At 70.3% G+C, this 24,963-nt stretch carries 23 protein-coding genes and 2 pseudogenes; 11 read left to right on the top strand and 14 right to left on the bottom strand.

Features of this window, described 5'->3' with window-relative positions:
• Window positions 1-10: 10 nt before the first annotated feature.
• Complete coding sequence (iolC, locus tag AB0D14_RS03660) at window positions 11-961, bottom strand: 5-dehydro-2-deoxygluconokinase (RefSeq protein ID WP_362774143.1); 951 nt, start codon at window positions 959-961, stop codon at window positions 11-13.
• A 267-nt stretch (window positions 962-1,228) separates the two neighbouring features.
• Between iolC and AB0D14_RS03655 the strand changes: the two genes are divergently transcribed.
• Genes AB0D14_RS03655 through AB0D14_RS03640 form a run of 4 tightly spaced genes read left to right on the top strand, consistent with a single transcriptional unit; the run spans window position 1,229 to window position 5,315 of the window.
• Window positions 1,229-2,245 (top strand): sugar ABC transporter substrate-binding protein, encoded by a 1,017-nt coding sequence (locus AB0D14_RS03655; protein WP_362774140.1) that lies wholly within the window; start codon window positions 1,229-1,231, stop codon window positions 2,243-2,245.
• A gap of 5 nt (window positions 2,246-2,250) precedes the next feature.
• Window positions 2,251-3,324 (top strand): ABC transporter permease, encoded by a 1,074-nt coding sequence (locus tag AB0D14_RS03650; RefSeq protein ID WP_362774138.1) that lies wholly within the window; start codon window positions 2,251-2,253, stop codon window positions 3,322-3,324.
• Window positions 3,325-3,327: 3 nt separating this feature from the next.
• Window positions 3,328-4,296: an ATP-binding cassette domain-containing protein gene (locus AB0D14_RS03645; protein WP_362774136.1), complete on the top strand. Its 969-nt coding sequence runs from the start codon at window positions 3,328-3,330 to the stop codon at window positions 4,294-4,296.
• Window positions 4,296-5,315, top strand: a complete 1,020-nt coding sequence (locus AB0D14_RS03640) for a Gfo/Idh/MocA family oxidoreductase (protein WP_362774134.1) — start codon at window positions 4,296-4,298, stop codon at window positions 5,313-5,315. Before AB0D14_RS03645 ends, AB0D14_RS03640 begins: the two co-directional genes overlap by 1 nt.
• Before the next feature lie 100 nt (window positions 5,316-5,415).
• Here the strand turns inward: AB0D14_RS03640 and AB0D14_RS03635 are convergent, their stop codons facing one another.
• Window positions 5,416-6,438, bottom strand: coding sequence for a Gfo/Idh/MocA family oxidoreductase (locus AB0D14_RS03635; RefSeq protein WP_362774132.1), 1,023 nt, complete (start codon window positions 6,436-6,438; stop codon window positions 5,416-5,418).
• A 271-nt stretch (window positions 6,439-6,709) separates the two neighbouring features.
• Window positions 6,710-7,147 carry a DUF4442 domain-containing protein gene (locus AB0D14_RS03630; protein WP_362774642.1) on the bottom strand — a complete coding sequence of 146 codons (438 nt, stop codon included), beginning with the start codon at window positions 7,145-7,147 and terminating at the stop codon, window positions 6,710-6,712.
• Window positions 7,148-7,343: 196 nt separating this feature from the next.
• On the opposite strand from AB0D14_RS03630, the gene AB0D14_RS03625 reads away from it, so the two are divergent.
• On the top strand, window positions 7,344-8,384 hold the full coding sequence (locus AB0D14_RS03625; RefSeq protein ID WP_362774130.1) for a hypothetical protein: 1,041 nt from the start codon (window positions 7,344-7,346) through the stop codon (window positions 8,382-8,384).
• A 187-nt stretch (window positions 8,385-8,571) separates the two neighbouring features.
• Here AB0D14_RS03625 and AB0D14_RS03620 read toward each other — a convergent pair whose 3' ends face one another.
• A complete protein-coding gene (locus AB0D14_RS03620; RefSeq protein ID WP_362774128.1) occupies window positions 8,572-9,681 on the bottom strand; it encodes an NAD(P)-dependent alcohol dehydrogenase in 1,110 nt (369 codons plus the stop codon).
• A gap of 43 nt (window positions 9,682-9,724) precedes the next feature.
• Window positions 9,725-11,182 carry an aldehyde dehydrogenase family protein gene (locus tag AB0D14_RS03615; RefSeq protein ID WP_362774125.1) on the bottom strand — a complete coding sequence of 486 codons (1,458 nt, stop codon included), beginning with the start codon at window positions 11,180-11,182 and terminating at the stop codon, window positions 9,725-9,727.
• Between the two features lie 105 nt (window positions 11,183-11,287).
• On the opposite strand from AB0D14_RS03615, the gene AB0D14_RS03610 reads away from it, so the two are divergent.
• Window positions 11,288-11,716 (top strand): MarR family transcriptional regulator, encoded by a 429-nt coding sequence (locus AB0D14_RS03610; RefSeq protein ID WP_362774122.1) that lies wholly within the window; start codon window positions 11,288-11,290, stop codon window positions 11,714-11,716.
• Between the two features lie 87 nt (window positions 11,717-11,803).
• Window positions 11,804-13,093, top strand: coding sequence for an MFS transporter (locus AB0D14_RS03605; RefSeq protein ID WP_362774120.1), 1,290 nt, complete (start codon window positions 11,804-11,806; stop codon window positions 13,091-13,093).
• A 58-nt stretch (window positions 13,094-13,151) separates the two neighbouring features.
• Here the strand turns inward: AB0D14_RS03605 and AB0D14_RS03600 are convergent, their stop codons facing one another.
• The 3 genes and pseudogenes from AB0D14_RS03600 to AB0D14_RS03590 all read right to left on the bottom strand — a co-directional run bounded on the left by AB0D14_RS03600 (window position 13,152) and on the right by AB0D14_RS03590 (window position 16,332).
• Window positions 13,152-13,997, bottom strand: a complete 846-nt coding sequence (locus AB0D14_RS03600; protein WP_362774117.1) for a fused MFS/spermidine synthase — start codon at window positions 13,995-13,997, stop codon at window positions 13,152-13,154.
• Window positions 13,998-14,198: 201 nt separating this feature from the next.
• Window positions 14,199-15,380: an elongation factor Tu gene (tuf, locus tag AB0D14_RS03595; protein WP_362774114.1), complete on the bottom strand. Its 1,182-nt coding sequence runs from the start codon at window positions 15,378-15,380 to the stop codon at window positions 14,199-14,201.
• A 420-nt stretch (window positions 15,381-15,800) separates the two neighbouring features.
• A pseudogene (locus AB0D14_RS03590) lies at window positions 15,801-16,332 on the bottom strand (DNA alkylation repair protein).
• A 49-nt stretch (window positions 16,333-16,381) separates the two neighbouring features.
• Between AB0D14_RS03590 and AB0D14_RS03585 the strand changes: the two are divergent.
• Window positions 16,382-17,155: a VTT domain-containing protein gene (locus AB0D14_RS03585; RefSeq protein ID WP_362774112.1), complete on the top strand. Its 774-nt coding sequence runs from the start codon at window positions 16,382-16,384 to the stop codon at window positions 17,153-17,155.
• 4 nt (window positions 17,156-17,159) lie between these two features.
• Window positions 17,160-17,299 (top strand): annotated as a pseudogene (locus tag AB0D14_RS03580) (transcriptional regulator); the annotation flags it as partial.
• 14 nt (window positions 17,300-17,313) lie between these two features.
• Here the strand turns inward: AB0D14_RS03580 and AB0D14_RS03575 are convergent.
• From AB0D14_RS03575 to AB0D14_RS03565, 3 genes are read right to left on the bottom strand one after another with little or no spacing between them, the layout of a single operon-like run.
• On the bottom strand, window positions 17,314-18,075 hold the full coding sequence (locus AB0D14_RS03575) for a cupin (RefSeq protein WP_362774109.1): 762 nt from the start codon (window positions 18,073-18,075) through the stop codon (window positions 17,314-17,316).
• On the bottom strand, window positions 18,072-19,061 hold the full coding sequence (locus tag AB0D14_RS03570; RefSeq protein WP_362774106.1) for a PmoA family protein: 990 nt from the start codon (window positions 19,059-19,061) through the stop codon (window positions 18,072-18,074). The genes AB0D14_RS03575 and AB0D14_RS03570 overlap by 4 nt, the downstream gene beginning before the upstream one ends.
• Window positions 19,058-20,254 (bottom strand): Gfo/Idh/MocA family oxidoreductase, encoded by a 1,197-nt coding sequence (locus AB0D14_RS03565; RefSeq protein ID WP_362774104.1) that lies wholly within the window; start codon window positions 20,252-20,254, stop codon window positions 19,058-19,060. The genes AB0D14_RS03570 and AB0D14_RS03565 overlap by 4 nt, the downstream gene beginning before the upstream one ends.
• Before the next feature lie 307 nt (window positions 20,255-20,561).
• Here AB0D14_RS03565 and AB0D14_RS03560 point away from each other — a divergent pair, with 307 nt between their 5' ends.
• On the top strand, window positions 20,562-21,437 hold the full coding sequence (locus AB0D14_RS03560) for an undecaprenyl-diphosphate phosphatase (RefSeq protein ID WP_362774101.1): 876 nt from the start codon (window positions 20,562-20,564) through the stop codon (window positions 21,435-21,437).
• A 103-nt stretch (window positions 21,438-21,540) separates the two neighbouring features.
• Here AB0D14_RS03560 and AB0D14_RS03555 read toward each other — a convergent pair whose 3' ends face one another.
• From AB0D14_RS03555 to AB0D14_RS03545, 3 genes are all read right to left on the bottom strand, one after another.
• Window positions 21,541-22,101, bottom strand: coding sequence for a TetR/AcrR family transcriptional regulator (locus AB0D14_RS03555; RefSeq protein ID WP_362774098.1), 561 nt, complete (start codon window positions 22,099-22,101; stop codon window positions 21,541-21,543).
• Between the two features lie 168 nt (window positions 22,102-22,269).
• On the bottom strand, window positions 22,270-23,661 hold the full coding sequence (locus AB0D14_RS03550) for an amidase (RefSeq protein WP_362774095.1): 1,392 nt from the start codon (window positions 23,659-23,661) through the stop codon (window positions 22,270-22,272).
• Window positions 23,648-23,854, bottom strand: coding sequence for a hypothetical protein (locus tag AB0D14_RS03545; RefSeq protein WP_362774093.1), 207 nt, complete (start codon window positions 23,852-23,854; stop codon window positions 23,648-23,650). The genes AB0D14_RS03550 and AB0D14_RS03545 overlap by 14 nt, the downstream gene beginning before the upstream one ends.
• Window positions 23,855-24,007: 153 nt before the next feature.
• Here AB0D14_RS03545 and AB0D14_RS03540 point away from each other — a divergent pair, with 153 nt between their 5' ends.
• A complete protein-coding gene (locus AB0D14_RS03540) occupies window positions 24,008-24,940 on the top strand; it encodes an MBL fold metallo-hydrolase (protein WP_362774090.1) in 933 nt (310 codons plus the stop codon).
• Window positions 24,941-24,963: the final 23 nt, after the last annotated feature.

Raw genomic sequence — 24,963 nt, 5'->3', positions numbered from 1 at the left:
GGTGGCGGCGTCAGCCGCGGGAGGTGACGAGATCCTCGACCTCGGCGGCGGTCGGCATCGCGGAGGAGCAGGCGAGGCGGGAGGCCACCAGGGCGCCGGCCGCGTTGGCGTACCGCATCGTCTTCTCCAGCTCCCAGCCGGCCAGCAGGCCGTGGCAGAGCGAGCCGCCGAACGCGTCGCCCGCGCCGAGGCCGTTGACCACCTCGACGGGCACCGGCGGCGCCTCGGCGGTGGTGCCGTCGCGGTGGACGGCGAGGACGCCCTTGGGGCCCTGCTTGACGACGGCCAGCTCCACGCCGGCTTCGAGGAGGGCCTCGGCGCAGGCCCGCGGTTCCCGGACTCCGGTGGCGATCTCGCACTCGTCGAGGTTGCCGACGGCGACGGTGACGTGCCGCAGGGCTTCGGCGTAGTACGGGCGGGCCTCCGAAGGGTCCTTCCAGAACATGGGGCGCCAGTCGAGGTCGAACACGGTGGTCCCGGCCTTGTCGCGGGCCTTGAGGGCGGCGAGTGTGGCCGAGCGGCTGGGCTCCTCGCTCAGTCCGGTTCCGGTGATCCAGAAGATCTTCGCGGCCCGGAGTGCGAAGAAGTCGAGCTCGTCGGTGCGGATCTCCAGGTCCGGCGCCTTGGGCTGCCGGTAGAAGTACAGCGGGAAGTCGTCGGGCGGGAAGATCTCACAGAACGTGACCGGCGTCGGGTAGGCCTCGACCGGGGTGACCCAGCGGTCGTCGACCCCGAACTCCTTGAGAGCCTGGTGCAGATAGGCTCCGAAGGGATCATCGCCGGTTCGGCTGACGATCGCTGTCGCACGTCCCAGGCGCGCCGCGGCGACCGCCACGTTGGCCGCCGAACCGCCGAGGAACTTGCCGAAGGTCTCGACGCGGGCGAGGGGTACGCCGGTCTGCAGAGGATAGAGATCGACGCCGAGGCGGCCCATGGTGATCAGGTCGAAGGACTCGGGCATACGCGTCGCTCCTCGTGGTGGATGCGGACTTCCGGGGGTGCGGGATCCGGACTTGCGGGATGCGGGATGCAGGGGACCGGTGTGTCCTAGGTGTAAGACCGGGGGCGAGCCATGTCAAGACTTTGTACTTACATTCTCACGTCGTCGTGAAATGATGTCTTAACAAAGTATTGACAGCGGGGTCTGTCAGGGACTTACATCCCCTCCAAACAGCACAGCCGAGTTTTCTGCTTCCTCTCCCCTGTCGCACAGTGAGGTGCCGGAAAGATGGACCGCACGTCTCGCCCCCGCTCCCGCAGATTCGCCCTCGTCACCGCGGTCGCCGCGGCGGCCTTGATAGTCACCGGCTGTTCCAGCGGCTCCGGCGGCAAGAAGGCCGAGGAGGACTCGGGCAACGGGTCTGCCGGCAAGGCCGACACCCCCCGTATGAAGGTCGCGATGATCACCCACGCGGCCCCCGGTGACACCTTCTGGGACCTCGTCCGCAAGGGAGCGCAAACCGCTGCCGCCAAGGACAACGTCGAGTTGGTGTACTCCAACAGCCCCGACTCGGCGAAGCAGGCCAACCTGGTCCAGAACGCGATCGACCAGAAGGTCGACGGCATCGCGCTCACCCTCTCCAAGCCGGACGCCATGAAGTCCGTGGTCGCCAAGGCCGAGAAGGCCGGCATACCCGTCGTCGGCCTCAACGGAGGCATCGACGACTGGAAGGAGCAGGGGCTCCTGGAGTACTTCGGCCAGGACGAGTTCGTCGCCGGTGAGGCGTTCGGCGAGAAGCTCAACGAGCTCGGCGCGAAGAACAACATTTGCGTCATCCACGAACAGGGCAGCGTCTCCCTGGAGGCCCGCTGCTCCGGTGTGAAGAAGACGTTCAAGGGCAAGACCACGACCCTCAACGTGAACGGCACGAACATGCCGGCCGTGAAGTCGACGATCAACGCCAAGCTCAAGCAGGACACGTCGATCGACTACGTGGTCACGCTCGGCGCCCCGTTCGCCCTGACCGCCGTGCAGTCCGTGGACGACGCCGGCAGCAAGGCGAAGGTCGCGACGTTCGACCTGAACAAGGAGATGGTCAAGGCCGTCGAGGACGGCGACATCGAGTTCGCCGTCGACCAGCAGCCGTACCTGCAGGGCTACCTGTCGGTGGACTCCCTGTGGCTGTACAAGACCAACGGCAACTTCAGCGGGGGTGGCCAGGAGCCGGTGCTGACCGGTCCGGCGTTCGTCGACAAGGAGAACGTGGCCGACATCTCGAAGTTCGCCGCGAAGGGCACTCGGTGACACCCATGACCCAGGCAACGGCACCGGCGGCGAGTTCCTCGCCGCCGGCTTCGCCGGCCGCTCCCAAGGACGGCCGGACCTCACAGCGGTCCCTGGTCCGCAGGCTGGCGGGCCGCCCCGAGATCGGCGCACTCATCGCGGCGATCGCGGTCTACGTCTTCTTCTTCGCGGTCGCCTCCCCCTTCCGTGAGGCGAGCTCACTGGCCAACGTGCTCTACGAGGCCTCCGTGATGGGCATCATGGCTTTGCCGGTGGCGCTGCTGATGATCGGCGGCGAGTTCGACCTGTCCGCCGGTGTCGCGGTCACCACCTCCGCGCTGACCGCCAGCATCTGGAGCTTCCAGCTGTCCATGAACGTATGGACCGGTGTCGTCGTCGCCCTGGTGGTGGCGCTGGCGGTCGGCGCGTTCAACGGCTACCTGCTGGTCCGCACCGGCCTGCCGTCGTTCCTGATCACGCTGGGCTCGTTCCTGATCCTGCAGGGCGCCAACCTCGCCATCACCAAGCTCTACACGGAGAACGTCGCCACCGACTCGATCAGCGACATGGACGGCTTCGACCAGGCCAGGAGTGTCTTCGCCTCGGAGATCGGCATCGGCGGAGTCGACGTCAAGATCACCGTCTTCTACTGGCTGGTCTTCGCCGCCGCCGCGACCTGGCTGCTGCTGCGCACCAAGTTCGGCAACTGGATCTTCGCCACCGGCGGCAACAAGGAGAGTGCCCGCGCGGTCGGCGTGCCGGTCACCTTCACCAAGATCGCCCTGTTCATGGGCGTCGGCGCGGGTGCCTGGTTCGTCGGCATGCACATCCTGTTCTCGTTCAACACCGTCCAGTCCGGCGAGGGTGTGGGCAACGAGTTCCTCTACATCATCGCCGCGGTCATCGGCGGCTGCCTGCTCACCGGCGGGTACGGCTCCGCGATCGGGCCGGTCATCGGCGCCTTCATCTTCGGCATGGTCTCCCAGGGCATCGTCTACGCCAACTGGAACCCTGACTGGTTCAAGGCCTTCCTCGGCGTCATGCTCCTGCTCGCCGCCCTCGTCAATCTGTGGGTCCGCCGCCAGGCAACCCGGAGGTAACCCATGACCGACAACACCACCTCCGACTCCCCCGCCGAGAGCGGCACCGGAACCGGAACCGGCAGCAGCTCGGTCACCGACGCGCCGGCCAAGGACCAGGCCGAACCCACGGCCCAGGACGGCGGACAGCCCATCGTCCAGCTGCGCGGAGCCGGCAAGGCGTACGGCAACGTCCGCGCCCTGCACGGCGTGAACCTGACCGTCCACCCCGGCCAGGTCACCTGCGTCCTCGGCGACAACGGCGCCGGCAAGTCGACGCTCATCAAAATCATCTCCGGCCTGCACCAGCACACCGAGGGCGAGTTCCTCATCGACGGCGAGGCGGTGCGGCTGAGCACCCCGCGCGAGGCCCTCGACAAGGGCATCGCCACCGTCTACCAGGACCTGGCCACCGTGCCGTTGATGCCGGTGTGGCGCAACTTCTTCCTCGGCTCCGAGATGACCAAGGGCCCCTGGCCCGTCCGCCGCCTGGACATCACGGCGATGAAGCAGACCGCGGACACCGAACTGCGCGCCATGGGCATCATCCTGGACGACCTCGACCAGCCGATCGGCACCCTCTCCGGCGGCCAGCGGCAGTCCGTGGCCATCGCCCGCGCCGTCTACTTCGGCGCCCGCGTCCTGATCCTGGACGAGCCCACCGCCGCCCTGGGCGTCAAACAGTCCGGCGTCGTACTCAAGTACATCGCCGCCGCCCGCGACCGCGGCCTGGGCGTCATCTTCATCACCCACAACCCGCACCACGCCTACATGGTCGGCGACCACTTCAGCGTCCTGCGCCTGGGCACCATGGAACTCTCCGCCGCCCGCAGCGAGGTCACCCTCGAAGAACTCACCAACCACATGGCGGGCGGCGCCGAACTCGCCGCCCTCAAACACGAACTCGCCCAGGTCCGCGGCGTCGACGTCGACGAACTCCCCGAGGTGCAGGACGTGAGGTCTCCCCTCGCCACCTCGGAGGGGAAGTCCTGATGGCTCGCGGGGGAACCCTCGGCGTGGCCGTCATCGGCACCGGCAGGATGGGGGCCGACCATGTGCGCCGGCTCCACGAGGTGACGAACGGGGCCCACGTGGCCGCCGTCGTCGACGTCGACGCGGAACGGGTCAAGCGGATCGCCGACGGCATCGAGGGCTGCTCCGCGTACACCGACCCGGCCGCCGCGATGGCCTCGGACGGCGTCGACGCCGTACTGATCGCCTCCCCGGGCTCCGCCCACGAGGCGGCCCTGCTCACCGCCTTCGAACTCGATCTGCCGGTCCTGTGCGAGAAGCCGCTCACGCCCGGCTCGGCCTCGGCGCTGCGCGTCCTGGAGGCCGAGCGGAGACTCGGGCACCGCCGGGTGCAGGTGGGCTTCATGCGCCGGTACGACGCCGAGTACACGAAGCTCAAGGCACTGCTGGAAACGGGCCGACTGGGCCGGCCGCTGATGCTGCACAACCGGCACCGCAATGTGGCGACCCCGCCCGGCTTCACCAGCGAGATGCTCATCAACGACTCCGTCGTGCACGAGATGGACATCACCCGCTGGCTGCTCGGCCAGGAGATCACCGCGGTCACCGTGCTGAAGCCGACGCCGTCGGGCAACGCCCCAAAGGGCCTGCAGGATCCGCAGTTCGTGCTGTTCGAGACCGCGGGCGGCGCGATCGTGGACGTCGAGATCAACGTCAACTGCGGTTTCGGATACCAGGTGCAGGCCGAGGTGGTCTGCGAACGCGGCACGGCCCGCATCGGTGACGGGCACGCCCTGGTCACGAACACGGCGGGCCGTTGGGGAGGCACCATCGCCCAGGACTTCACGGAGCGGTTCGAGGACGCGTACGACCGCCAGATGCAGGCCTGGGTGGACGCCACCCGGCGCGGCGAGGTCACGGGGCCCAGCGCCTGGGACGGTTACGCCACGGCCGCGGTCTGCGAGGCGGGCGTCCGCGCCCAGAACGAGGGCGGCCGCGTCGAGGTCGAACTCGTCGAACGCCCGGCCTTCTACGCCTGAGCCGAGGGCCACTTCAGGGGCGCGGGGAACTGCGCGACCAGCCCACGACCGCCCGAGGGCGACGGACCGGCCGGGGCACGAACGACGCGCCGTCGGGCGGTTACGCGCGCGGAACCGCCGTGCGCGGCCGGGGCGAGAAGCCGGCCCCGCGGTAGCAGCCGTCGATCAGCCGCATGGTCGCCACCGCGTCCTCCGCGTCGAGCGGCAGCGCCGCCCCGCCCCGCACATGGGCGGCGAACGCCTCCAGTTGGTACGTGTACGAGGACCGCTTGCCGAGCTGCTCGGTCCGCTCCCCCGCCGGTGTGCGTACGACGACACGGTCGTCCCGGTGCGGCAGGACGAAGTTCATCGCGGTCGCCTCGCCGCGGGAGCCGACGATCCGGCAGCTCATCCGAAGCTCGCTGTGGTCCATGTGGCAGCGGGCGGAACCGGTGGCGCCGCCGGGGAAGGCCAGGTCCGCGTCCAGCCACTCGTCGACGTCGGGAGCGCCCGCACGGCCGCCGCCCCTGGCGCCCACCAGCGTGGGCGCCCCACCCGCCCACGGAGCGAGCATGCGCAGGGCATGCAAGCCGTAGCAGCCGAGGTCCATGAGTGCGCCGCCGGCCAGCGGCAACGACCAGCGGGGGTCCTCGGCGGGCGGAGCGGGAACGGCGACGAGCGTCTCGACGTGCCGCAGCTCGCCGAGTTCGCCGGATTCCAGCAGCTCGTGCAGGCGCCGGGTGACGGGGTGGAAGAGGTAGTGGAAGGCCTCCATGAAGACGGTGCCTGCTTTGTCGGCGGCGTCCCGGACCTCGACGGCCTCCGCCGCGTTGCTCGCCGAGGGCTTCTCCGTCAGCACGTGCTTGCCCGCGGCGAGCGCCGCGAGGTTCCACGGCCCGTGCAGGCCGTTGGCGAGCGGGTTGTAGACGACCTCGACCTCGGGGTCGGTGACGACGTCGGCGTACGAGTCCAGGACCCGTTCGACGTCGTGCCCGGCGGCGAAGGCCTCGGCCCGGGACCGGTCACGGGCGGCCACCGCCACCAGGCGGTGGCCGGTCGCGCGGGCCGGGCCGACCAGGGACAGATCAGCGATGCGGGCGGCGCCCAGCACGCCGATGCGCAGTGGTTCGACGGGGATCGTCATGCTCCGCGTACCTCCTCGATCGTCACGGTGCGGTGCTCACGCAGAAGAGCGTGCAGGCGTCGCCGATCCGGCCCGCCTCCAGCCTCGCCTCAGTAGCGCCTTCAGCACGTCGGTAACGGTGCACGGCGAGGTCCGCCGGCGACGACGACATCGCTGAACGCGCCCAGTCCGGCACGGTACGCCCCGGCGAACCCAGGACGCCACGACGCCTTGCCCTCAACTCCGGCGCCTCAACTCCGCCCCCTCGGCTCTGCCCCTAGGCTGCCTGGCCTCAGCTGTTGGGGCGCAGTGTCCAGACGACGGTCATCTCTCCCGTCACGGCGCCGTCCTCGCGCTGGATGGCGACGGCCACCGGGAACTCCGGGCGCTTCCCCGCGTCGAGTTCGGCGATGACGTCGCCGATGGGACGCCCCAGCGTGGCGGTGGCCGTGACAGCCCCCATGGCCAGTTTCCTGAAGCTGATCTCGGCGCTGACGGCCAGCGGTACGGCCCGCGCGAGCTGGTCCCCGAACGCGGCCAGCACCACGGCCCCGCTCGCCGACTCCCCCAACGTGAACATCACCCCGGCATGGGGTCCGCCGACGTGATTGTGGTACTCGCTCTGATCGGGCAGCGCGAGCACGGCTTTCTCCGGAGTTGTCTCGACATACTCCAGCTTCAGGGTCCGAACCATCGGGACCGTGGCGGCGAGCATCTCGCCGATCGACATCTGATCTGCACTCATGGCCGCATGTTACCCGCGAGTAGCGAACCCTGAACAGAGGAGCGGCGCCTCCACCCGGCCCTGCCGCGGAATCCTCGGTACCGGTACGTCTGCATTAGGACGCATCTGGCTCCCGATCCGGTACGTTCCTGACGAGGGCCGGTGACCCCACCGTGTCCGGAGCGACGCTAGGGTTCTGGCCATGTGGCCAGGAAACCAGCCGCCCGGGGGCGAGCAGAACCCGCAGGACCAGAACCAGAACCCGTACCAGCAGCCGGGGTACCAGCAGCCGAATCCGTATCAGCAGCCCGGATATCAGCAGCCTGGATACCAGACCGGACCTCAGCCGCAGAGCCCGTACACGCAGCCGGGGCAGCCCGGCTGGGGTGCGCCCGGTGCACCGCAGCCTCCGGCGGGCGGTGGCGGTGGCAGGACGAAGCTCGTCGCGATCGTGGCCGCTGCGGCTGTGGTCGTCGCGGCCGGTGTCACGGGTGTGCTGGTCCTGGGCGGCGACAAGGACGACGAGGCCGACAGCGACAAGGGCGGCAAGTCGAAGCGGTCGCCGTCGTCGAGCGCGTCCAAGGACCCGAGTGCGTCCGCGTCCACCGGTGAGGACAACCCTCGCGGTACGGACGGCGAGAAGGCGACGATCGCGGGCTGGAAGGTCGTCATCAATCCCCGCTTCGGCACCATGTTCGACGTGCCGGCCGATTGGGAGATCGAGAGCACCGACACGAGCGTCGGCTTCGAGTGGGAGGAGAAGGGCAAGACCGACCGCACCACGGTCACCGCCCCCGCCTACCTCAAGTCCAAGTGGTGCAGCAGCGACAGCGACAAGGACGGCCGCAAGGAGGACACGGCGCTGGCCACCACCGGAACGCGCGGCGAGAACGGCGCCAAGGACGCGGCCGAGGCGGCCGAGACCCGGGTGCCGTGGTGGATCTTCGGCGGCTACACGCAGCCCGACAAGAAGAGCGTGAAGTGGGACAAGGCGAAGGCCTACACGACGAAGTCGGGCCTTGTGGGCAGCGTCGCCAAGGCGTACTCCAGCAACACGCCGCAGAAGGGGAAGTGCGACAGCGAGGGCAAGGCCACCACCTTCGCGTTCAAGAACAGCGTGGGCGACTACGTCACCTGGAACCTGTTCGGCGCCAAGGGTGTCGACGGTGAGATCCCCGAGGCGACGGTCCAGAAGATCCTGAGCACCGTGCGCCTCACGAAGGACGCGCCGACGGACGGCTAGGTCGATGAAGATCTTGGTGAGGGGCTGTCCGGCCGTCAGGCCGGACAGCCCCTCCGGTCATGTACCGGCTTCGGTAGGACTCTGCGGGGCGCGGGGAAACGGTCGGGTGTCGACCTGCGGGTCGGTCGCGGCTGATCGCGCGGCTGCCTGCGCCCCTTGTGGGGCGCGCTGTCCTGAGCCCCGGCCATCAGGTGAACGTGAGTACCGGCTTGATCGCCTTGCCCGCGGCCATGTCCTGGACGGCCTGGCCGATGTCCTCGAACGCGTAGGTGCTGATCAGCCTCTCCAGCGGCAGGCGGCCCTCCCGGACCAGCTTGACCAGGGCCGGGATCGCGGTCTGGGTCTCCTGGTCGCCCAGTGTCAGACCCACCAGCCGCTTGCCGCCGAGCATTCCGTTGACGTCCAGGGCGACCTCCGAACCGAACGGCGGGGCTCCGACGATCACGGCCGTACCGCGCGCTGCGAGCGCGTCCACGCCCTTGCGGAGGACGATGACGCTGCCCGTGGTCTCGACGACCCCGTCCGCCCCCGCCCCTCCCGTGATCAGCTGGACCGCCTCGACGATGTCCGCCTCATTGGCGTTCACGGTGTGCCTGGCACCCAACTCCCGCGCCAGATCCAGCCGTTCAGCCACCTTGTCGACGGCGATCACCGTGGTCGCGGGCGTCAGCGCCGCGGCCATCACCGCCGACAGACCGACCGCGCCGGCGCCGAGGATCACGATCGTGTCCCCTGTACGGGGTTCCAGGACGTTCCACACGGCGCCCACGCCGGTCTGCACACCGCAGCCCAGCGGTGCGAGGGACTCCAGCGGCAGGTCCTTGTCGACCTTGACGAGGCTGCGCCCGTCCACCAACGCCCTCTCGGCGAAGGAGGACTGGCCGAAGAAGTGACCGCCGAGCGGGGCCCCGTCGCGGCTGATGGTCACGGAGCCGTCCGCACGGCGACCGCCGAGGAGGTTCAGCGGCAGCCAGGCGGCGCAGTACGCCGGGTGGCCGTCGCGGCAGTTCCGGCAGGAGCCGCAGGACGTGAAGGACAGCACGACGTGGTCGCCGGATTCGACCCCGGTGACGTCCGGTCCGACGGCCTCGACGATCCCGGCTCCCTCGTGCCCGAGGACTCCGGGCAGCGGGAACGGCAGGCCGCCGCTCGCGACGCCGAGGTCCGTGTGACACAGACCGGCGGCCACGATGCGGACCAGGACCTCATGGGCGCGCGGTTCGTCGAGTTCGACGTCGGCGAGGGTGAAGGGTGCTCCCCCGGACTCGACCACGGCCGCGCGAGTGGTGGTGGACATGCTGCGAACTCCCTGAATCGATGATGGACCTGCGGGGGGGCGCTCAGCCGAGCGAGACGACGACGGACTTGACCTTCGTGTAGGAGGCGAGCCCCTCGGGCCCGTACTCGCGGCCGAAGCCGGAGGCCTTGACCCCGCCGAAGGGCACCGCGGGGTCGAGCATCGCCCAGTCGTTGATCCACACGATGCCCGCCTGGAGACGGTCGGCGACGCGGTGCGCACGGGCGAGGTCGGTGGTCTGCAGGCCCGAGGCCAGGCCGTACGGCGTGGAGTTGGCCAGCTCGACGGCCTCGTCCTCGGAGTCGAAGGGCTGCACCGTGAGGACCGGGCCGAAGATCTCCTCCTGGATGACCCGGGAGTCGTTCGCCAGGCCGGCGATGACCGTGGGCTGGTAGTAGAAGCCGCCGTTCAGGTCGAGACGCCCACCGCCGCACACGATGCGGGCGCCCTCCTTGCGGGCCAGTTCGACGTACTCCTCGACCTTCTTCAGGTGCCGCTCCCCCGCCATCGGCCCGACGACGGTCTCGGGCTCGCGGGGGTCGCCGACCGGGACACCGGGGACGGCGTCGGCGAGGATGGCGACCACGGTGTCGTACAGCGGGCGCGCGACGAGCAGGCGCGGGCCGCCCATGCAGAACTGGCCGGTGTTGAACACGAAACCCTTGATGACGGCGCCGATGGCCTTCTCGACGTCGGCGTCCTCGAAGACGATGTGCGCCGCGTTGCCGCCGAGCTCCATGGTGACCGACTTCAGGCCCTCGCCGGCGACGCTCGCCGCATGCCGGCCGACCGCCGTCGACCCGGTGAAGGCGATCTTGTCGATGCCGGGACTGCGCAGCAGCGCCTCGCCCGCGACCGGCCCCGTACCGGTGACGACGTTGTGGACGCCGTCCGGCACGCCCGCCTTCTTCAGCAGGCCGGCCATGTAGAGGGCGCTGAGCGGGGTCTCCTCGGCGGGCTTGTGCACGACCGTGTTGCCGGCCGCGAGAGCCGGGGCGATCTTCGAGCCGGAGAGGATCAGCGGGAAGTTGAAGGGGGTGATCGCGGCGACCACGCCGATCGGGCCGCGCCGGGTGTAGGCGAGGCCGTTGAGCGGCGTGTCACGGGTCGCGCCGTCCAGGGTCCAGGCGAGGGACGCGTAGTACTCGTAGTCGTTGGCCGCGTTCGTCACGTCGACGGCGTGGCACAGCGTGATCGGCTTGCCGACGTCACGGCTCTCCAGAGCCGCTATCTCGTCGGCGTTCTCCCGGATCAGCTCGGCGACGCGGTGCAGCACCCGGCCGCGCTCGCGGCCGCTCAGGCCGGCCCAGGGGCCGTTGTCGAAGGCGTCGCGCGCGGCCCGTACGGCGACGTCGACGTCGGCCGCGCCCGCCTCGGCGACCGTCGTGACCACCTGGCCCGTGGACGGGTCGATCACGTCGGTACGCGCCCCGTCAGCCGCCTCGTGCCACTGTCCGCCCATGAACAACTGCCCGGGCCCACTCTCGAAGGTGGTCGTCATTGCCCACTCCTCAGCCTTGATCGCCAAGTTTTCAACCAACAGGATTCCTGTTGGTTGGCAGTCTCATTACAGACAGGTTTCCTGTCAATGCCTTAGGCTGAACCCATGGTCGTCACCAAGGCACCCCCGTCGCTCCTCTACATGGTCAAGCAGGTCGAACTCGTCGTCCGCTCCCATCTCGACGAGCTGCTGAAGCCGACGGGGATCACAGCCCTGCAGTACACCTCACTCACCGTCCTGGAGCGGCACGACGGCCTGTCCGCGGCTCAGCTCGCACGCGACTCGTTCGTGACAGCGCAGTCCGTGGCCGACGTGGTCCGGGCCCTGGAGACCCGCGGGCTCGTGCGGCGCGAGCGCAACCCACGCAGCCGCCGCGAGCTGCTGATCCTTCTCACCGAGTCCGGCCGCGATCTGCTCACGCTGCATGCCGAGCCCGTACGGGAACTCGAGGAACGCATGGTCCGCGATCTCACCGCGCACCAGACGGACCAGTTCCGGCAGGCACTCTCGAAGGCGTGGCAGGCGCTGTCCTAGAGAGCCGTCGGCGGCGAGAGGTGAACCGGCGCGAAGAGGCCGACAACCCGTTTGGCAAGTCGGCCCGGCGGCGGGGATAGTCGGCAGGTGGACCCCGCCACCGACCCTCCCGCCCGCCTGCGCCGCCCCTCCTGGGCGGGCCGCAACTACACCCTGTTGACCGCCGCCGCGGTCGTGACGAACCTGGGCAGCCAGGGTGCGTTGATCGCGGCGGCGTTCGCCGTCCTGGACGAGGGCGGCGACGGTGGCGACGTGGGCCTGGTGGCCGCGGCCCGCACCCTGCCCCTCGTGCTCTTCCTGCTGATCGGCGGCGCGGTCGCGGACCGCCTGCCCCGGCACCGTGTGATGGTCGCGGCCAACACCCTCAACTGCCTCTCCCAGGCGGCCTTCGCGGCACTCGTGATCGGCGGCGAGCCCCAGCTCTGGCAGATGATGCTCCTCACCGCGCTCGGCGGCACCGGCCAGGCGTTCTTCGCCCCAGCCGCCGAGGGCATGCTGCTCTCCTCCGTCAGCGGCAAGCAGGCCAACCGTGCCTTCGCCGTGTTCCGCCTCGCGATGCACGGCGCGGGCCTCGGCGGCGCCGCGCTCGGCGGTGTCATGGTCGCGCTGGTCGGACCGGGCTGGGTGCTCGCGGTGGACGCGGCGGCCTTCGCGGTCGCGGGCGCCCTGCGTGCCTTCCTCGACGTCGGCCACATACCGCCCCGGGTGCCGGGCACCGGCCTGCTCACCGACCTCCGCGACGGCTGGCAGGAGGTCGTCGGACGGCCCTGGCTGTGGGCGATCGTCGCCCAGTTCTCGGTCGTGGTGGCGGTCGTCGGCGCCGCCGAAGCGGTGTACGGCCCTCTTGTCGCCCGGGACAGTCTCGGCGGCGCCGGTCCGTGGGGCCTGGCACTCGCCGCGTTCGGCGCGGGCACCGTCGGGGGCGCGCTGCTGATGATGCGCTGGAAACCCCGGAGGCTGCTCCTCGCCGGAACGCTCTGTGTGTTCCCGCTGGCCCTGCCGTCCGCCGCGCTCGCCGTACCGTTTCCGGTCGGCGCCCTGTGCGCGGTGATGTTCGTGACCGGCGTCGCCATCGAGGTGTTCGGCGTCTCCTGGATGACCGCGCTGCACCAGGAGATCCCCGAGGACAAGCTCTCCCGCGTCTCGGCGTACGACTGGTTCGGCTCGATCGCCATGGTCCCGCTCGCCACCGCCCTCGCGGGTCCGGCGGAGTCGGTCTTCGGACGTTCGGCGTCCCTGTGGGGCTGCGCGGTCCTGGTCGTCGTGGTGACGGCGGCGGTGCTGTTCGTGCCCGACGTACGGAATCTGACGCGGCGCACGCGGGAAGTGACGCAGGGATCACCGAAGAAGAGCGAGCCGGCGCCCGCCGAGAACTGACCGGCCCGTATCCGCCGGCCCGTGCCCCTCTCCCTCTCCCTCTCCCTCTCCCTCTCCCTCAGCCGATGCTGAAGGCCCCGTCCGGCGGCTCCGGCGACGGCACCGCGTCCTCGTCTCGTACGGGCTTCGCGTCCCCCATGAAGACCCGCAGCGTGTCCCCGTGCTCGACCCGCGCCGGAAAGGCGTCGGAGGCTGTGCGGCGCATGAGGGTGGCGATGTCGAGCGGCCGGTGCGAGGCGACGAGCACCGCGTTCCCGAAGCGGCGGCCGCGCAGCACACCCGGCTCGGCGATCAGCGCGAGTTCCCCGAACGCGAGGGAGAACGTGGCGAGCTGGGAGCGCAGGAAGGCGAAGGGTGAGGCGTCGGCGAGGTTGGCCAGGTACACGCCGTCGTCCCGCAGGACGCGCGCGGTCTCGCGCGCGTACGCCGCCGAGGTCAGATGCGCGGGTACCCGTGAGCCGCCGAAGACGTCGGCGATCAGGACGTCGGCGGAGGCGGCGGGGGCTGTTTCGAGCCAGGCGCGGGCGTCCGCGCCGTGCACCGCGATGCCGACGCCCTCGGGAACGGGCAGATACTCGACGACGAGGTCCAGGAGCCCGCTGTCGGCCTCGACGACGTCCTGCCGGGACCCGGGCCTGGTCGCGGCGAGGTACCGGGGCAGCGTGAGGGCACCACCACCGAGGTGCAGCGCATCCAGCGGGCGCCCCGGCGCCGCGACCGAGTCGAGGACGTGCCCGAGCCGTCGCGCGTACTCGAACTCCAGGTGCGTCGGCTCGTCCAGGTCGACGTACGACTGCGGCGCCCCGTCGACCGTCAGCAGCCAGGCCCGCTTCCGGTCGACGTCCGGCATCAGCTTGGCGGTCCCGTGATCCACGGTCCTGGTCACGGGTATCGGCTCATCCACGGCTCCATTGTGCCCGCACGGGTGTGCCCGAGCCCGACCCTTGCCCGCTCCCGATCCCGCTCCTGCTCGCTCCCGGCGCCTTGCGTCCCTACGGCCCGGCGCCAGCCGGATCGGGTGCCCGCCCTCGTACGAACTCGCACGAACTCGCATGAAACGGAAGGCGGGCACCCGCCCGGCCATGCCGGTTCAGCCGACGCCGGTTCAGCCGACGCCGGTCACCGTGCCGGCGCCGACCGTGCGGCCGCCCTCACGGATCGCGAAACCGAGTCCCGGCTCCAGCGGTACGTCGCGCCCGAGTTCGACCGTCATGGTGACGGTGTCACCGGGCCGCGCGACCGCGCTCTCGCCGAGATCGACGTCGCCGACCACGTCCGCGGTGCGGATGTAGAACTGCGGCCGGTAGCCGGTGGACACCGGTGTCGTCCGCCCGCCCTCGCGCGCCGACAGGACGTAGACCTGTGCGGAGAAACGACGGCTGGGGACGACGCTGCCGGGCGCCGCGACGATATGACCGCGGCGCACGGCGTCGCGCGGGACGCCGCGCAGCAGCAACGCCACGCTGTCGCCGGCCTGCGCCTCGTCCATGGGCTTGCCGAACGTCTCAAGACCGGTGACCACCGTGTCCACGGCGGCGCCGAGCACTTCGACGCGGTCGCCCACCCTGATCGTGCCGCGCTCGACGGCGCCCGTGACGACCGTGCCGCGACCGGTGATGGTGAGCACGTTCTCCACCGGCAGCAGGAACGGCGCGTCCACGTACCGCTCGGGCATGGGCACATACGTGTCCACGGCGTCGAGCAGCGCGCCGATCGCCTCGGTCCACCGGGGGTCGCCCTCCAGCGCCCTGAGCCCGGAGACCCGTACGACCGGTACGGAGTCGCCCCCGTAGCCGTGCGCGGTCAGCAGCTCGCGGACCTCCAGTTCCACGAGGTCCGTCAACACGGTGTCCTCGCCGTCGTCGACGGCGTCGGCCTTGTTCAGAGCGACGACGATGTGGTCGACGCCCACCTGCCGGGCGAGCAGCACGTGTTCGGCGGTCTGGGGCATGATCCCGTCGAGCGCGGAGACCACGAGGATGGCCCCGTCGAGCTGGGCCGCGCCCGTGACCATGTTCTTGACGTAGTCGGCGTGGCCCGGCATGTCCACGTGCGCGTAGTGCCGGGTGTCGGTCTCGTACTCGACGTGCGCGATGTTGATGGTGATGCCGCGCGCGGCCTCCTCCGGCGCCCGGTCGATCCGGTCGAACGGTACGAAGGTGCCGGAGCCGCGCTCGGCGAGGACCTTGGTGATGGCGGCGGTCAGGGTGGTCTTGCCGTGGTCGATATGACCCATGGTGCCGATGTTCAGATGCGGTTTGGTGCGCACGTAAGCCGTCTTGGGCATGGCTGTACCTCGAAGCCTCTTCGGTGTCAGCAGAGCTGAGTGATGGTCCCGGCGTCAGAACGGCCGGGACAGGGACCCCAAGGACTTGCCGACCCTCCCCCTGCGGGGTCCGGCGGACGATCCGGGAAGGGTCAGCTTCGGGCGCCTTCTGCGGCGGCCACTGTGAAGAGAACGGCAGCCTTCGGGGCATCCGCGACTGCGGACGCTGCGAAAGGGAAGGCGTACCGGAACATGAGGCGATCATCGCTGACGGGTCCGGCCGCGTCGAATGGTTTTCCACAGGCGTCGGCCGCGCGGATCCAGACGTTTCCGCTGGTGCGCCGGGTGCACCGGGGGCGCCCGGTGTATTTGGTGCGTCCGTGGCGCCGGAGGCCTCAGGAACGCCAGAACGCCGGATCATCGGCCCCTGACGTCAGGACGTCAGGGGCCGATGTTCCTGAGCGCCTCACGCGCTGAGAGCGGCGAGAGCCGGTTCCGCTCGCGGGCGACGAATCCCCGTACGGCCGCCGGATCCGTCTTGGCGTACTCGCGCAGACACCAGCCGATCGCTTTGCGGACGAAGAAGTCGGGGTGCCCCGATTGGCGAACGGTGACGCGCCACGGGCAGGAAACCCGAGGAGAGACGCCTCACATGCCGGCGCAGATAGTCGACGGCGAAGTAGTGGTACTCGCGCTCCGGCAACCGCCGGCAGCGCAGCGCCACGGCCGTGCAGTCGGCTTCGTCCGGCTGGGGCGTTCCCTGGAGGACCGTACGGGAGAGCGCGCGGCGATCAGGCGAGGTCAGGCCCAGGAAAGGGGCGATGTCCTTCATGTACGCGCGGACCGACGCAGCCCGTTCCGGATCGGCCGCGGCGGTGTAGGTGACGGTCAGCCGCTCCAGCACGGTGTCCGCGACAACGCTGTGCGGCAGCTCCGAACGGCCATCTGACGTTCCGGAAGCTGTGACGCCCATGAGACGAACCATACGGCGATCACACACATGGGTCAGTTAGTGTCGCCGGATGCTCGATGCCACCACCCGCTCTGGGGGCACCGCCACGGTCACTGCCCCGCTCCCCGCAACAGAACTCGTCCCCGTGGAGTTCACCGCCGCGCCGACAGGCCTGGCCGCTCGCTGCACAAGAGCACTGCTCTCTCCATGGTCCCGGCTCTCCCTGCTGGTGGCGCTGCTGCTGTCGGCCGCCGCGACGGTGCTGCTGTTCGAGCCGCAGAAGCTGCTGGCCGACGGCTGGCCGCCCCAGCTGAACGGCGCCGCGGCGTCCGTGGTCTTCGCGGTGGCGTACGGGTTGTGCACGGTCGCGTTCGTGCCCCGGCCGATCCTCAACCTCGCGGCGGGCGCCCTCTTCGGCTCGCAGCTGGGGCTCGGGACCGCGCTCGCCGGTACGGTCCTCGGGGCCGGGATCGCCTTCGGGCTCGGTCGGATGCTCGGGCAGGACGCGCTGCGGCCTCTGCTGCGCGGCCGCTGGCTGAAGGCCGCCGACGGGCAGCTCAGCCGGCACGGCTTCCGTTCGATGATGGCTGCGCGCCTCTTCCCCGGGGTGCCGTTCTGGGCCGCGAACTACTGCGCGTCCGTGTCCCGGATGGGATGGTTCCCCTTCCTCGTCGCCACGGGCCTGGGCTCGATCCCCAACACCGCCGCGTACGCGGTCGCCGGCGCCCGCGCCTCGGCCCCGACCTCCCCGGCCTTCCTGATCGCCATGGCCTTCATCGCGCTCCCCGCGCTGGTGACCGCGATAGTCGCCTGGCGCAAACGCCACCACTTCCGCTCCCGCTGAGCCGCGCTTCGAGTACCGGCCCACGCGGGCCGGCCCGGAGCCGGCTCCGGGCCGGCTCCGGAGCTGCTCACGCTCATGGCGTGGGGCGACGACCGCCATCTCAACGACGGCGATCGCCCCATGGTGCTCGAACACGTCGGCGGCAGCGGACCCGCGGCCTACTCTCCCCGGTACACGTCGAGCCGCCCGCACATCCCGAACTTCCCGTGCGCCGACGGCTGTTCGGATCGCACGGCTGCGTCGGCGAGGTGGGACACGTCCCCCCGCTCCAGCCGTTCGAGCTGTTCGCCCGTCGCCGCGGCCGCCGCCTCGGCGCCTCGCCGCCACCGCTCCCGCCACTCGGCGAGCCGGGGCCGGACGAGGGCCGCGGCTGCCCGGTGGAACGCGGCGAGGGGCTCGGGCCCGTCCGCCTCGCGCAGCGCCCGGTAGCCCTTCAGGGCGAGGTCACGCCGGGCGCGGGCGATCCGTTCCTTCTCCTCCTCGGGCGCGTCCGCCGGAATGACGGTCGCGGCAGCGTACGTCCGCGGGTCGGTCAGGTACTCGGGCGGCAGCGTGAGCACCGCGTCCCCCGCCTCCGGGAGCCCGCTGTTCTGCATGAGGACGGTGATGCGCAGGTCGTCCTCGTTGACGAGCCGGTGGATGGTGCCGGGCGTGAACCAGGCCACCGTGCCCGGTGGGAGCGGCGTGACCTCGTACCCGGAGGTCGTCAGGGTCTGCACCGCGCCCCGCCCGCCGGTGACGACGTACGCCTCCGAACAGGTCAGATGCAGATGGGGGGTTCCGCCGCACACCCCGTCGTCGGCGGGCCAGTCGTAGACCGAGAGATGCGAGACGGCGACTCCGCCCGGGAGACCGCCGAAGCCTCCCGACCGCTCAGTGAAGCCTCCCGACCGCTCAGTGAAGCCTTCGGCGGGGCTCACCACGGGTGCTCCGCCAGGTACTTGGCGATCTCCTCGCGCTCCCACGCGCCGTCGGCGACGACGACGCGGTAGCGGCGGGTGAGTGTGTCGCCGGGCGCGAGCTCCAGTTCGTCGAAGAAGGCGAAGGAGGGCGCGACGGCCGCGAAGGGCTCGTTGCGGACGAACCAGTGGGCGGGGTGGGCCCCGCTTTCGCCCGTGTGATCGTTCTCGGGGGCGTGCGCGAAGACGAGCGTCGCGTATCCGTCGGAGACGTCGTGCTCCGCGGAGTACGCGAGCCACGGCGCCTGCTGCCCCATCAGGTCCGGCCCCTCGGTGTCCGGGCCGATGATCCGCCCGTCCCGGAAGCCGCGGGGGCCGCGCCAGAACAGGCCGGTGTAGCCGGCCATCTCCCGCCCGGCCGTCGTCGGACTGCCGAACCGCAGGGGTTCGTCCCGGCGGTTGGTGACGGAGGTCGTCCAGGTCAGTGCCCACGAACCGGACGCCGGGTCCACGTCGTGCACCTCGACGCGGCGCTCCTCCTCCGCCCAGAGCGAGCCGTCGTACGGATGCCAGGTGAGCCGCTCGGCGATGACCGCCCCGCCCGGACCGGTGCCGCCCGAAGCCGCACTGTCCGCGCCCGCACCGGCCGAACCCGCGCTGTCCGCCTCGACCCGGTCGAATCCGACGTGCCGCATCGACCCCACCCGCTCAGGGAGTTCGAGATACCCCTCCCCGTGAACGTATGTGTTGCCGCCCCACAGGTTCGCCCCCGACAGATGCGAGGCGGTCATCTGCAGGCCCTTGTGCCAGCGGTGGTCGTTGGGCCGGTAGTCCGTGACAACGTTGCCCGCAAGCGTCCTGAGCGGGTGCAGATACGGTTTCGGCGCCTCCCAGGCCGCCTCAGGACCGTAGACGTAGCTGAACAGCTCCACTCCCGTGGAGGGTTCGGTGACCGTGATGCGGTCGCCGTGGGCGTGGACGATACGCAGGCCGCCTCGTGCGGTCATACCGATGCCTCCTCGTGCGTCGCGGGTGCCCAGCCGGGCGCTCCACCGTGCAGGGCCGTGTAGTAGGGGTCGCCGGGGCCGATCTCACCGGCGCGGACGGTCGTGTCCGTGAACGCCGACTTGTAGAGCGCGGTGATCAGTTCGAGACTGGTGCGCCCGTCGGCGCCGCTGCTGCGCGGCCGTTCGCCCGCGCGCATGCTCGCGACGAGGTCGCGCAACTGTGCCAGATGCGAACTGGGCACGTCGGCGCCGAAGTCCTGCCAGGCCGCCACGTCCTCGGCCGACGCGTCCGGTGCCGGGGTGATACGCCAGTTGTCGTTGCTGTGGCCGTAGAGGTGAGTGAGTTCGACCGTGGCGCGCTCGCAATCGATCCGTATGCGGCTGACCTCGTCGGGACTGAGAACGCTGTTCACCACGGTCGCGAGGGCGCCGCTCTCGAAGCGCACGAGGGCGGTGGAGACGTCCTCCGTCTGCACGTCGTGCACCAGGCGTCCGGCCATGGCGCGCACCTCGCTCCACGGTCCGAGCAGATCGAGCAGGAGGTCCATCTGGTGGATGCCGTGGCCCATGGCGGGGCCACCGCCCTCGGTCTCCCACTTACCGCGCCAGGGCACGGCGTAGTAGGCGGCGTTGCGGTACCAGGTGGTCTGACAGTGGGCCACGAGAGGCCGCCCCACGGCCCGCTCGGCGATCAGGCGGCGTACGTGCCGCGCTCCTGATCCGAAGCGGTGCTGGAAGACGATGGAGGCGTAGGGGCCGCCGTCGGCGCCCTCCTGCGCCTCCACGGCGTCGAAGTCGGAGAGAGTCGGCACGGGCGGCTTCTCGCACCACACCCAGGCACCGGCACGCAGCGCGGCGACCGTCTGCTCGCGGTGCAGCGTCGGCGGGGTGCAGACGGAGACGAGGTCCGGGCGCTGCTCTGCCAGCATCCGGTCGAGATCGGTGTACCCGTGCGGGACACCGCCGTCCGCGCAGAAGCGCTTCACCGCGGCGGCGTCGATGTCGACCGCGGCGACGATCTCCACCTCGCCCTCGGCGGCAAGAGCTGCGAGGGCCGGCAGATGGCTGCCGGAGGCGATGGCTCCGGTGCCGATGACGGCGGCCCTGATGCGGCGGCCGTCGAGGGAAGCCGAGGACCGCCTCTCGCGCTCGGTCGTCTTGCTGGTGGTGGTGGCGTCGCGGGCAGTACGCATGGACGGGATCAGCACTCCATCGGACGTGACAGCGGATCTGGCAGACGCCTGCCCGTCCCGGTGACCATGAGATGACCCCGGAGACAGCAAGCGCTTTCACTCCTCGCGGAAACGTAAGCGGCGGCATCGTCGCGGGTCAACACCCCCGCCGCCTCGCATGACTCCACTGAGGAGGCCCTGTCGTCACACGCTCACCCGGAGGCGCTACGCTGCCCCGGGCGCGCCTGGTCACCGCTGACGACAACACGGCACGTTCGCACGCCTATTCGCTCCGCTCCCGTCATCAGCGCTTGGATCACGAAACTTCATGTCTTGGTTTGAATCCCTCATCCTCGGACTCGTCCAGGGGCTGACCGAGTTCCTTCCCGTCTCCTCCAGCGCGCACCTGCGGCTCACCGCGGCGTTCGCGGGCTGGGAGGACCCGGGGGCGGCCTTCACGGCGATCACCCAGATCGGCACGGAGACGGCGGTGCTGATCTACTTCCGCAAGGACATCGCGCGGATCGTCTCGGCATGGTTCCGCTCGCTCACGAACAAGGCGATGCGCCACGACCACGACGCCCAGATGGGCTGGCTCGTGATCATCGGCTCGATTCCGATCGGTGTACTCGGCGTCACCCTCAAGGACCAGATCGAGGGGCCGTTCCGCGATCTGCGTATCACCGCGACCACGCTGATCGTGATGGGCATCATCCTGGGCGTGGCGGACCGGCTCGCGGCACGTGACGAGGCGGGCGGGAAGCACAGGGCCGCGCGGGAACGCAAGACGCTGCAGGACCTGAGCGTGAAGGACGGCCTGATCTACGGCATCTGCCAGGCCATGGCCCTCGTCCCCGGTGTGTCGCGCTCCGGCGCCACCATCAGCGGCGGTCTCCTCATGGGCTACAACCGCGAGGCCGCGGCCCGCTATTCGTTCCTGCTCGCCATCCCGGCGGTGCTCGCCTCCGGCGCGTTCGAGCTGAAGGACGCGAGCGAGGGCGGTCACGTCTCGTGGGGCCCCACGGTCTTCGCCACCATCATCGCTTTCCTGGTGGGTTACGCGGTCATCGCCTGGTTCATGAAGTTCATCACGACCAAGAGCTTCATGCCGTTCGTCTACTACCGCATCCTGCTCGGCATCCTGATCATCGTGCTGGTCAGCATGGGCGCGCTGAGCCCGCACGCGGCGGAGTCGTCGGGCTGAGTCGCCGCCGGCCCGCTCGCGCCAAGCCTCCCCATTTGATCGGGTCCCTGATGGTCTCGACCAGCCTTCCGTGGTTGACGCTCGGGCAAGTGCGGTTTCGCCGTCAGGGCCGGCCGAGGGCGTTCGTCACGAGTTCGCGCGCGTACGCGGCGTCCAGTCGACCAGGCCGGAAGAGAATGCGGTACATCATCGGCGCCACGACCCGGTCGATCACTCGTTCCGTGTCAGGCACGGCCTCTCCGCGCCGCGTCGCACGGTTCAGGACCGCGTCTATCTGCTCTGCGGCGTAGGCGGAGCACTGGCCGGCGTTGGTGCCGTCCGGATCACCGAGGAGCGCATCCCTGATGTACGCACGCCCGGGCGGAGAGGCCATCTCGTCGAGGAACTGCTCCGCCCATGCGTCGAGATCGGCCCGCAGGCTGCCGAGATCGACGGGGTCGGTCTCCGGGCGCAGCCGTTCGACTGCGACGTCGGACAGGAGTTCCTGCAGGTCGCCCCAGCGGCGGTAGATCGTGGAAGGGGTCACGCCGGCCCGGGCCGCCACCAGGGTGACGGTCAGTGCTTCGCGGCCCGTCTCACCGACGAGCTCGCGGACCGCGGCATGCACCGACTCCTGCACACGAGCGCTGCGTCCGCCGGGACGCGTCATGGACTTGGGACTCATGCGTTCCACCTTAATGCGAATAAGTTGCTTCTAGTCACCCCATCCCGTTCCTGGCGACAAGGGGGCGCCCTGGGCGCTGCACCATCCGAAGCCGTCGACCGGGGTCGACCGAGAAGGTCTGCCGCGCGCCCCCGGGGCGCGCACGAGCCACCGGGCTTCCGTCGGTCCTCAGGCCGCCACCGGGGCGATCCGCCCGACGTCGGTGGCCGCCTCCTCGTACACCCGCCCGACGCGCAGCACCGTCGCGTCCCGGAAGGGGCGCGCCATCAGCTGCATACCGATCGGCAGTCCGGCGTGATCGTGCCCGACCGGCACAGTGAGGGCCGGAACGCCGGTGATGTTGGCCGGGGCGGAGAGGCGGACATAGCTGTCGGACACCGCTTCCACGGTGCTGTCGGCCCACTCGACCGTGTCCTGGCCGGACTTCGCGGCTGTCATCGGCACTGTCGGGGCGGCGAGTACGTCGATCCCGTCGAACATGCGGGCCCAGTCGTCGCGCATCATGGTGCGGGCCCGCTGGGCGCGCAGGTAGTCGCCGGCCGATGTGAGTTCGCCGGCCTCAAGCAGGACGCGTACGTCCGGGCTGTACAGGTCGGGGACGGCCCGCAATGACCGCTCGTGGTAGGCCGTGGCCTCGGGAACCATCAGCCCCCACTGGACGGCCTGGACATAGCGCGCCATCGGGATCTCTACGTCGACGAGCTTCGCGCCGAGCTCCGCCAGCCGCTCGATCGCCCGGCGTACGGCCTCCTCGACTTCGGGCGAGACCCTGTCGAAATAGTGATTGCGGGGAATTCCGACCCTGAGCCCCTTCAGATCGCCGCCGCCGGTGAAGTCCACCGGGGGGCCGGACACACTCGCCGGGTCGCGCGGGTCGTACCCGGCTGTCGCGGCCAGCACCAGAGCCGCGTCCCGCGCGCTGCGGGTGATGGGGCCGACATGGTCCAGGGACCAGGACAGCGGGGTCACACCGGAACGGGAGACGAGACCGTAGGTCGGCTTGAGGCCCACCACGCCGTTGAGTGCGGCGGGGACCCGGATGGAACCTCCCGTGTCGGTGCCCAGGGCGAACGTCGCCTCGCCCGCGGCGACCGCCACCGCCGAGCCGCCGCTCGACCCTCCGGCGACGCGGCTCCGGTCCCAGGCGTTGCTGGTCTGTGGGGTGGTCAGGCCGTAGGCGAATTCATGGGTGTGCGTCTTGCCCAGAAGAACGGCCCCGGCAGCCTTCAGGCGGGCGGCCACCTCGCTGTCGTGGTCCGCGATGTGCCCGGCCCGGACGTCCGAGCTCGCCGTGGTGGGCAGGCCGGCGGCGTCGATCAGGTCCTTGAGGCCCATGGGGATCCCATGCAGCGGGCCGCGCGGTCCGGTTTCGGAGATTTCCCGTTCGGCGCGAACCGCCGCGGCCAGAGCGGCGTCCGCCGCGACGGTGACGTAGGCGCGGAGTTTTCCGTCGACCGCGCCGATGCGGGCCAGTACGGATTCGGTGAGCTCGACCGGGGACAGTTCCCGTGCGCGTACCGCGCGGGCCGCCTCGGCGAGGGACAGCTCAAAGGGTTGCATCGACGTTCTCCTGTCCGGCCCGGTACGCGACCGCGGGGGGCGTGTCGGCGAAGTCGAGTTCCCGCAGCATGGTGATGACGGAGTGGATGTGGTTTGCGGTCGCAGCCACCCCTTCGTGACGGTCGTCCCCGAGGGCGAGTCCCGCCCGCAGCGCGCCTTGAGCTGCCTGTTGAGGAGTGAGTTCGCTGGTCATGAGTGTCCTTCCAGCTCTGTGCGGGTACAGCGGTCCGGGAACTGGCCACGGCCCGCGACACCTAAAAGCGAATCGTTTGCTTTAGTGGACGGTAGGACCTACGGTTCATTAAAGCAAACCAGTTGCTTTTAGCTCACGTAAGGAAAGATCACCGTGTCCACGACCTCGCAGCCCGATACCCCCGCCGCGCGGACCCCCGCATGGTCCGTGGGCGACCACACCGTGCGACGCATCGACGAAACAGCCCTTCCCGCCGCGACCGGCCCGTGGCTGCTGCCCGGGGCGACTGCGGACGTCGTGACCCGGACCCCTTGGCTGCGCCCCGACTTCGCCGACGAAGAAGGCATCCTCCGGCTGGCAAGCCACAGCTTCGCGATCGAGGTGGACGGACTGCGGATTCTGGTCGACACCGGCATCGGAAACGGAAAGCAGCGCACCAACCCCGCCTGGCACAACCTGAACAGCGACTACGACGCGCGGCTGACAGCGGCAGGCTTTGCACCCGAGACCGTGGACGTCGTCGTCCTGACCCACCTTCACACCGACCACGTGGGCTGGAACACCCGCTCCGAAGGCGGCAGTTGGGTGCCCACCTTCCCCAACGCGCGCTATCTCACCTCGCACACCGAATGGAACTACTGGGCCGGTGTCGAGATGGAAGAAGCGCGGCAACAGATGTTCCAGGACTCGGTGCACCCCGTCCGGGACGCGGGCCTCTTCGAACTCGTCGACGTCGCGGACGAGGGCACGGAGATCGCGCCGGGCGTCCGTCTGCTGCCGAGCCCCGGCCATACTCCGGGCCAGGTGACGGTGGAGTTGAGCAGCCGGGGCGAGAGGGCGCTCATCAGCGGCGACAGTATCCACCACCCGGTCCAGATGGGGCATCCGGATCTCTCCAGCTGCGTCGACATCGCACCTGAACTCGCCGCCAGGACCCGGCACCGGATGCTCGACTCGCTGGCCGGCACCTCGACGCTGCTACTCGGCAGCCACTTCCCGGCGCCGACCGCCGGTCACGTGCGGCGCGAGGGCAACGCGTACCGGCTGGCGCCGGCCGTACCCGGGGTCGCAGCAGCCCGCGGTTGAACCGAGGGCCGGCCAGGTGCGCC

Origin of the sequence: Streptomyces sp. NPDC048484 (genome assembly GCF_040651415.1) — a bacterium.
Taxonomy (GTDB): domain Bacteria; phylum Actinomycetota; class Actinomycetes; order Streptomycetales; family Streptomycetaceae; genus Streptomyces.
Note: the sequence above shows the minus strand (reverse complement) of the source record. Positions and strands in the feature narration are given on the sequence as shown.

What these genes read in the sequence shown, in the direction of transcription:
- iolC (WP_362774143.1), bottom strand. Translation starts at nt 961, where the DNA reads ATGCCCGAGTCCTTCGACCTGATCACCATGGGCCGCCTCGGCGTCGAT.
- AB0D14_RS03655 (WP_362774140.1), top strand. Translation starts at nt 1,229, where the DNA reads ATGGACCGCACGTCTCGCCCCCGCTCCCGCAGATTCGCCCTCGTCACC.
- AB0D14_RS03650 (WP_362774138.1), top strand. Translation starts at nt 2,251, where the DNA reads ATGACCCAGGCAACGGCACCGGCGGCGAGTTCCTCGCCGCCGGCTTCG.
- AB0D14_RS03645 (WP_362774136.1), top strand. Translation starts at nt 3,328, where the DNA reads ATGACCGACAACACCACCTCCGACTCCCCCGCCGAGAGCGGCACCGGA.
- AB0D14_RS03640 (WP_362774134.1), top strand. Translation starts at nt 4,296, where the DNA reads ATGGCTCGCGGGGGAACCCTCGGCGTGGCCGTCATCGGCACCGGCAGG.
- AB0D14_RS03635 (WP_362774132.1), bottom strand. Translation starts at nt 6,438, where the DNA reads ATGACGATCCCCGTCGAACCACTGCGCATCGGCGTGCTGGGCGCCGCC.
- AB0D14_RS03630 (WP_362774642.1), bottom strand. Translation starts at nt 7,147, where the DNA reads ATGTCGATCGGCGAGATGCTCGCCGCCACGGTCCCGATGGTTCGGACC.
- AB0D14_RS03625 (WP_362774130.1), top strand. Translation starts at nt 7,344, where the DNA reads ATGTGGCCAGGAAACCAGCCGCCCGGGGGCGAGCAGAACCCGCAGGAC.
- AB0D14_RS03620 (WP_362774128.1), bottom strand. Translation starts at nt 9,681, where the DNA reads ATGTCCACCACCACTCGCGCGGCCGTGGTCGAGTCCGGGGGAGCACCC.
- AB0D14_RS03615 (WP_362774125.1), bottom strand. Translation starts at nt 11,182, where the DNA reads ATGACGACCACCTTCGAGAGTGGGCCCGGGCAGTTGTTCATGGGCGGA.
- AB0D14_RS03610 (WP_362774122.1), top strand. Translation starts at nt 11,288, where the DNA reads ATGGTCGTCACCAAGGCACCCCCGTCGCTCCTCTACATGGTCAAGCAG.
- tuf (WP_362774114.1), bottom strand. Translation starts at nt 15,380, where the DNA reads ATGCCCAAGACGGCTTACGTGCGCACCAAACCGCATCTGAACATCGGC.
- AB0D14_RS03585 (WP_362774112.1), top strand. Translation starts at nt 16,382, where the DNA reads ATGCTCGATGCCACCACCCGCTCTGGGGGCACCGCCACGGTCACTGCC.
- AB0D14_RS03570 (WP_362774106.1), bottom strand. Translation starts at nt 19,061, where the DNA reads ATGACCGCACGAGGCGGCCTGCGTATCGTCCACGCCCACGGCGACCGC.
- AB0D14_RS03565 (WP_362774104.1), bottom strand. Translation starts at nt 20,254, where the DNA reads ATGCGTACTGCCCGCGACGCCACCACCACCAGCAAGACGACCGAGCGC.
- AB0D14_RS03560 (WP_362774101.1), top strand. Translation starts at nt 20,562, where the DNA reads ATGTCTTGGTTTGAATCCCTCATCCTCGGACTCGTCCAGGGGCTGACC.
- AB0D14_RS03555 (WP_362774098.1), bottom strand. Translation starts at nt 22,101, where the DNA reads ATGAGTCCCAAGTCCATGACGCGTCCCGGCGGACGCAGCGCTCGTGTG.
- AB0D14_RS03550 (WP_362774095.1), bottom strand. Translation starts at nt 23,661, where the DNA reads ATGCAACCCTTTGAGCTGTCCCTCGCCGAGGCGGCCCGCGCGGTACGC.
- AB0D14_RS03545 (WP_362774093.1), bottom strand. Translation starts at nt 23,854, where the DNA reads ATGACCAGCGAACTCACTCCTCAACAGGCAGCTCAAGGCGCGCTGCGG.